At 44.4% G+C, this 5838-nt stretch carries 5 protein-coding genes; 1 reads left to right on the forward strand and 4 read right to left on the reverse strand.

What is annotated here, in order from left to right; genetic code table 11:
* Positions 1–447: 447 nt before the first annotated feature.
* Positions 448–1764 (forward strand): helix-turn-helix domain-containing protein, encoded by a 1317-nt coding sequence (locus QT974_RS29830; RefSeq protein ID WP_333472004.1) that lies wholly within the window; start codon positions 448–450, stop codon positions 1762–1764.
* Between the two features lie 197 nt (positions 1765–1961).
* Here QT974_RS29830 and QT974_RS29835 read toward each other — a convergent pair whose 3' ends face one another.
* From QT974_RS29835 to QT974_RS29850, 4 genes are all read right to left on the reverse strand, one after another.
* Entirely contained in the window at positions 1962–2879 is a 918-nt protein-coding gene (locus QT974_RS29835; protein WP_333472005.1) for a macrolide 2'-phosphotransferase, read from the reverse strand.
* 114 nt (positions 2880–2993) lie between these two features.
* Positions 2994–3182 (reverse strand): hypothetical protein, encoded by a 189-nt coding sequence (locus tag QT974_RS29840; protein ID WP_333472006.1) that lies wholly within the window; start codon positions 3180–3182, stop codon positions 2994–2996.
* 131 nt (positions 3183–3313) lie between these two features.
* The gene (locus QT974_RS29845; RefSeq protein WP_333472007.1) at positions 3314–4099 is read right to left on the reverse strand and encodes a calcium-binding protein; all 786 of its coding nucleotides are present in this window, start codon (positions 4097–4099) and stop codon (positions 3314–3316) included.
* A 410-nt stretch (positions 4100–4509) separates the two neighbouring features.
* Entirely contained in the window at positions 4510–5295 is a 786-nt protein-coding gene (locus tag QT974_RS29850) for a calcium-binding protein (RefSeq protein WP_333472008.1), read from the reverse strand.
* Positions 5296–5838 lie beyond the last annotated feature (543 nt).

Raw genomic sequence — 5838 nt, forward strand, 5'->3', positions numbered from 1 at the left:
ATGTTTGTAGGGGCGAAGCATGACCGCAGTCAATATGGGATTATAACTAATAACTGATATGCGGTCATGCTTCGCCCGGCTTCAAAAACCAGATGCACCCCATTCGGACTCGATATGAGTAAGACGAGTTGCGAGGAGAAATAGATGCTTTTGTATCGGTTTCTTAACAATTGACTACGGCAAATGACGGGTTGAATCTGGATTTGAGATATGGCAAGCTTGAAAAACAGTTGACTGTTGGCAGTTGACAGTTGGCAGTTAACAGTTGACAGTTGAGATCGTGTCCGGTCGATTACCATCACAAAAACGGTTTGTAGCGCGGACTTGAGTCCGCTCTCAAGCTGCGGACTCAAGTCCGCACTACAAACGAATCTTACTGCGGTGAAATGACACTACGAATGTAACAACAAGTCCTAAGTTCAAGTTGGAAGTTGAAATACTTAAAATATGACTAAACTGCCGCAAAAGCGCAAGCGCCGAGGCGTGATTCTTTCAGATTGGGGTTTGCAGCGTCTCCAGAATACTCAGGAACAATTAGCCATTGCTGAAAATGGTGGTTATGCTTACACATTAGAGCGATTGAGTGATTTGACAGGGCTCAGTGCTCGATCGATCGGACGGCTGCGAAGTGGCAAAGCAGCAGTCGATCGCCAAACCTTAGAAGAGCTATTTCGCGCCTTTAACCTCACTATAACTGAGCAAGACTACATCCAGCCAGAACCCGAAGCCCCACAACGAGAACCCGTAAAGTCGATCGCCCAAAATTGGGGAGAAGCCATAGATGTTTCCCGCTTTTACGGGCGCACCGCAGAACTTACCACCCTCACCCAATGGATTCTACAAGATAATTGTCGGTTGGTGGGTATTTTTGGGATTGGTGGCATTGGCAAAACGGCTTTATCTGTCAAGCTGGCAGAACAGCTACAAAACCAATTTACCTACGTCATTTGGCGAAGCCTCCGCAATGCTCCGCCACCGTCCGTTTTCTTAGCAGAATTAGTCTCATTTCTCTCAGGACAACAGGATACAAAAGCAGAAATTAGCAGCTTGATTCAATGTCTGCGGAATCATCGCTGTCTGATGGTTATAGACAATACCGAAAGCTTGTCACAACCAGGGGATCGGAGCGGACTATATCGTCCCGGTTATGAAGCTTACGACGAAATGCTGCGCGCGGTGGCCGAGACTCGCCATCAAAGCTGTTTGGTGTTAACCAGCCGGGAAAAATGCTCTCAATTCGCTCAATTGGAAGCGGGCGATTTGGCTGTACAGAGCTTGTCCCTAGGCGGTTCTCCAGAAGCCTCCGCAGCGTTGATTGAGGTGACGGGATTAACTGGATCGGACAGTCAAAAACACCAGTTGTGCGATCGCTATCGATGCAATCCCCTGGCATTAAAAATCGTTGCCACTACCATTCGAGATTTGTTCAGCGGCAATATTGCTCTGTTCCTAGAACAAAACGTTACTGTATTTGGTGATGTTTCAGATTTGATTCAACAACAATGCAGTCGTCTTTCAATCTTAGAGAATCAAGTAATGTGCTGGTTGGCGATCGATCGCGAATGGGTTTCCTTTGCCAAACTTCGAGAAGATTTGAATGCTGGCGTATCCCAAACGCAGTTGATGCAAGCCCTGCAAAATTTGAAATGGCGATCGTTGATTGAAACTAACGCGGGTCAGTTTACATTACAACCTGTGGTGATGGAATATGTCACGCAGACGCTGAACGATCGCATTTGTGATGAAATTGCAGACAGCTTATAGGTTCACTCTCGTAGGGTGCGTCGCCACTAATAACCCTCGCTACTTTCTTTTGATTTTCTCTTCGACGCACCCTACAACTAGCAACCTTGTGTGCTCACCCATCGACTTGATGCGGTGTGCAACGGGATTGTTCTACAGCGATGCGACGATCCCAGAATTTACCAGTAAATTTTGTTCCACCTGTATTCAGACATCTATTACGCTGATTCGCCCGTGCAGAGCGACTGCACAGCCATTTGTCTGTATTCATCCAAACCCGACTTTAGCGCAAATTCTGCAATTTCAAGAGCAAAAGTAGCGTTTAGTTCGATCGCATGGTCTGCCATCCTCGACCACGTGCGCCCACCTGCTTCTGCATATGCCGAAATCAATTTATTGAGCGCGTCTAGACCAAACGTGCGGTAATGAGCAACAAAATCTCTCGCTGGATCGGCGACAGATGCCTCAGTCCAGTCGATAAATCCGGTTACTTGTGCTTGTTCATTAATCAGGATGTGACCAGCGTGTAAATCACCATGAGTTAAAACCGTTTCTCGCATCCAAACTTCATCATTATCAAGCCAGGACTGCCAGCGTTCCCATAGCGTCTGACCAACACCAAATTCGCTCTTAACGGCATCCATTCTATGTTTCATCTCAACACGGACTTCTTCGGCAGTCTTCACAGGAAGCCCCACTTCTCGTGCTTTCTCAACGCCAACTTGATGTAACGAAACGATTCCCCTCGCCAACGACTCATGAAATCGATCGGGTACGTTAGCTAGGTCAATCTCCCACACATAGGCTTTTGCTTCCGGATCGATCGTGCCTGCTGGCACACCGTTTAATGCCCGATAAGCAATCAGTTCATTGGTGCAAATCGTCCAGCGTGGCACCTCTACGCTCAGAAGCGGAGCAATCAGTTCCAGCGTTCGTTTTTCCCGATCTACTGATGGCAGAACATCCTCCCGCCGAGGAAGACGTAGAATCCAGCGTGTTCCATCTACGTCCGTTACTAACACTACTTGAAAATCAAGACCCGATTCATTGAATTTAATGGAACTTTCCTCGATCGCCAAACCGTTATTATGAGACAACTCCAGCACTTCTTGTCTGGATTTTACATTTTTAATCATGTCACTTGCTACATAACAGAATGCTTGATTATAGCTGTATAATTTATAATTCTACCGCAGTTGCGGTATAATACATTTTTTAAGTGCTACAGACCGCAACTATATTTTAAAACATCAAACGCGGCTATTTATTGGTTCGCCGATCGCCCCTAGGTCGCTATGAATATTACCGGAGTCACGGGCATTACACAAGCTCAGAAAGCCACATTGGAGTTCTTGGGGGCGATCGTGGATAGTTGACAGTTGACCGCTTGACAGTTGACAGTTGACAGTTGAAAGTTGACAGTTGTAGGGGAGAAGCATTCGGACGATTATTTTTGAAATAAATTCAATTAGATTTGCATCCTAATGCTTCGCCCCGATTATTACTACGCAACCGATCCAACCGGACAAAGTGATTCTTTCCGGTCAAGAGTACCATCTTGTTATCGCTACTAGAATCCTTGAACCGAGATGATATTGTTTTGAAGCTGGGCTGGAATTACACCATCAACAAAACCCAATATATCACCAGAATTTTTAACTTTGATGAGAGTTCCTGTCGTTACAATAGGGCCAGGATTGAGTAAACCTGTCAGACCTTGGTCTTTTAAAACTTGTGACCCGTCAAACCCCAATATAATTGTCACATTTGTCAGGTTTTCCAACACTACATCGCTAGCAGTCAAACCCCCTGCTAATCCAATTCGATCGAAACCAACTCTGAAAAGGCTAATCAGATCCGCATTATTGATATCTGTAACTCCGGGTTCTGCTTGCAAGACATACAAGTTGCTGCCGATTTTAGGCCCAGAAATATTGTCATCAAATCCCAATAAAATATCTCGCCCCAAACCCCCAATAAGAGTGTCATACCCATTACCGCTAACTAAGAAATCATTGCCTCTACCGCCCAATAAAATATCGTTTCCCCCAAACCCATAAATCAAATCTGCATCTTGCCCTCCGCTGAGATAGTCATTTCCAGCCTCTCCACCTAGTAAGTCTTTCCCCCTGCCTCCAAATAAGGAATCGTTACCCGAGTTTCCCCTGAGAACGTCTTCTCCTTCATTGCCATACACCAAATTGTTAGCTGCTGAGGTGTTGACTGTATCGTCACCTTCGAGCATCCAGACTCCCAAAGGAAAATTATTGGTATCTGCGATCGATAAAAACACACTTTCGGATGTATTGTCACCAATTAAGCGGCGCGGTTCGGATGGATCTGTTTGTAAAGCCATGATGTCTTACCTGATAAAAAATATCGGTTTTGATGCAGAATTTTTGCGAAAAACCAGGTTTCCGAGCATGATGCAATATGTCAGTACAAATAAACTCAAATTTTTGATTGGAGTTCTGACAAATTTAAACTGTGCTGCGACTTATCAGCACATCAACAAAATAACTCAGCTCCATGAATCATGTCTAGGACAGTTAGCCACTTAAGCTAGCCACTTAAGAAATGCTACGAAACAAAAGATTTTTTAATTTTTAAAGCGCCGATGTTAATTTTTCATTTTCCGCCACACAAATAATCAGAGACCGGGTTTTTTAGCAAAATCCTTGGTTGAAGTCCATAGATTAGGTAACAAACCCGGTTTCTTTTAGTTAGCTAATGCGTCCAGGAATGTCCTAGCAAGGGGGACAAGTCTTAAGGAACAAAGACGATATCCGAATCGGGACGAAATCCACCCGGCACTTTGGCAAATTGCTGATTCTTAAACGACAGCGCACCACTGCTGTTGTTGTATTGGAATTGACTGACTGAAGATACTCCCATTCCACTTACAGAGACTTGGATTTTATCTCCTTCCCAGTAATGAAAGTCTTGGATTAAATCAATACCTTCATAGGCTGGGCTAAAGTTGAAAATGAACCGATCTGCCCCTCCACCTCCATACAGCGTATCGTTCCCAGGTTCGCCATAAAGATTGTCGTTTCCATAGTCACCGTCGAGGTAGTCATTCCCGAAGGAACCAAGCAAGAGGTCGTTGTCATATCCACCATAAAGGCTGTCGTTACCAGTCCAACCATCTAAGGTGTCGTTGCCGGCTTCTCCGTAAAGTCGATCGGCAGAATCGGTACTATTAAATAAACCATTGCTACCGTTGATATAATCATTACCTGCGCCGCCCCAGACGGTATCCGCGCCTTCTTCGCCATAGAGGTAGTCATTATCCTCTTCACCGAAGATCGAGTCATTGCCCGAGTATCCCCACAAGGTATCATTTCCAGGCCCTCCATACATCGTATCGTTGCCCGCCCCGCCAGAGGAGGAGTCGTTACCAGCTAAGGCATAGATAGTATCAGCCCCGTTAGTGCCATCCAAATACGTATCGTTGAATGATGTACCGATAATTGGCTTTGCCATCGGAATTTCTCCTAAAATTTGTAGTTTGTTTGCTTGTTTTCTCTGGTTCTCAAAGTTCAGAACCAATCTGCAAATTGCGAATTAGATTCACAAGCGATCGATTTTGCGATCGCACAGATACAAGCTGCCGCCATAGGTGAGCGTCGCACTAAACACATTGCTGTGAATCTGAGTTAAATGCGAATTAGAACAATCGGAAATCCCGCAATAATTGAAAATTGTTGGGTTAATTTCCTGATTTGTTGAAATCTAACGCTGCACGCTGATATATCAACTTTGTCCTGATTTATGGTGAACGTCTAGGACAGTTAGACAGTTAAGCTAGCCACTTCTTAAGTGTTGCACTAATTACTAAGCTGTTAAGCTTGAAAGCCATGCCCTAAATAGTTTTTGGTTTTTTTGATGATAGTCGTATTTAACGATTCAGTCATTTATGCTGTAATTTCAAAGAATAAAAAATTACTCAATGGGTACGGGTGCATCTCAATGAATGCAAATTTATGAAAAGGGGCTAGACTTTAAAATCCAGTAATCCTAATAAAAAAATGTGGTGCATCTCACTTTTGAGGAGGGCGAAGCATGACCGCATATAAGTTATTAGTTATAATC

This window comes from Microcoleus sp. BM001215392, from assembly GCF_036700185.1.
Taxonomy (GTDB): Bacteria; Cyanobacteriota; Cyanobacteriia; order Cyanobacteriales; family Microcoleaceae; genus Microcoleus.